We start from the raw sequence: 1,601 nt of genomic DNA, 5'->3' as shown, positions 1-1,601 counted from the left end.
CTGCTGATCTCATTGAAGCAGTACCCCCAGGCCTTGAAAACATTGAACCGGGCGGTGACCCTGTGGCCGTCCACCGATCCCGATGTCCCCTGGCAAAGGGCCTACCTTTACCAGAAGGCCGGGGCCTATCAGACCGCCCAGGCGCTTTATGACCAGGCGGCCCGGGCCGACGCTTCCCTAAAAGACTACGCCCTGCTGGGTTTCAGCCGGTGCTATTCCGGCATGGAGGAGGACAAAAAGGCTGAAGGCTTTGATCTGGCAATAAAAGAATTAAGCAACTGGGTCTCATACATCCAATCCGGGCAGACCTCCGCCCAAAAGCCGTCCTTCACCGCGCCGCCGCCGCCCCGGTCCAGCACCGCCATCACCTCGGCCAACCGGCTGATCCGGAAGAAAAGATTTTCCAAGGCCCAAAAGCTTTTGTCCGATTTCATCCGGCTGTATCCCCAAAGCCCCAACCGGGGCGAGGCCGCCTATACCCTGGCCCGCAGTTATGAGCGCCAGGGAAAGACGGAACTGGCCATGGAGGCCTACCAAAGAACGGCCGAATACCAGCCGTCCTCGGTATGGGCCGACGACGCCGCCTTCAGATACGGGTGGTGCCAGTACAAGACGGGGCATCGCTCTTTGGCCCTGGAACAATGGAATTTGTACCTGCGCCGCTATTCCACCGGCGACCGGCTGGACGAGACCCTTTACTGGTGCGGCCGGGTAACCGGCGAACTGGGCGACAGCGCCAAGGCCTTTCTCTACTATCTTACCGCCGCCAAAAGCTACCGTTACAGCTATTACGGGCTTAAAGCCCAGAACGTCCTGGCCTCAAGGTCCTGGAATGAAATGACCGTGGACAGTATTGACCTGCCGTCATTGCTGAAAGGGCTGATGAAGAATAAACGTGGAAGCGATGACCAGCTTTTGGCGGAAGAAGACGATGCCTCGGCCCGGCAGTGCCGCCTGGCATTCAGGCTGGCCCAAATGGGTTTCTTAGAGGACGCGGCGGCGGCGGCCCGGGGGCTGGAGCCGGGTTCGGGGCAGAGCCCCTATTCCCATTACTACCTGGCCCGAACCTACCAGCTGTGCGGGATGCCGGCCAAGGCCATCTACTGGGCCCAGAAGGCCATAGTCCGCTTGCCGGATTCCCTGCAGATCAGTCTGCTGCAGATGATCTATCCCCAGAAATATTTGAGTTCCATCACCCAGAGCCTGAGCGGATCCAAACTGGACCCGGCCCTGGTGCTGGCGGTGATAAGGCAGGAGAGCAAGTTCGAAGCCTCGGCCCGCTCCCGGTCCGGGGCCCGGGGACTGATGCAGGTGATGCCCAAGACCGGCAAGCACATGGCCCGGATGTCCAAAGTAAAGAAGTTCGACACCAAAACTTTGTACCATCCCCAGGTCTCCATAGACTACGGCACCAGGTTCCTGTCATCCATGGTCAAGATGTTCGACGGCTCGCTGGTGAAGGCGCTGGCGGCCTACAATGCCGGTCCGGGCCGGGTGCGGGAGTGGCTGAAGCCGATGAAGGACAAGGATGACGAGGATTTTCTGCTGCAGGAGATACCGCTGGCCGAGACCAGGAAGTATGTGAAAGTGGTGATGGAGAA

Annotated in this window: 1 protein-coding gene; it reads left to right on the top strand. The window is 59.7% G+C overall.

The genetic code is table 11. From position 1 onward, the window contains the following. Positions 1 to 1,601, top strand: a 1,601-nt coding sequence (locus Q7U71_08965) for a transglycosylase SLT domain-containing protein (protein MDO9391888.1), incomplete at both ends; no start/stop codon positions are given.

Source organism: bacterium (genome assembly GCA_030655055.1).
Classification (GTDB): domain Bacteria; phylum Edwardsbacteria; class AC1; order AC1; family EtOH8; genus UBA5202.
The sequence above is the reverse complement of the archived record's forward strand: the minus strand, read 5'-3'. Positions and strand labels throughout refer to the sequence as shown.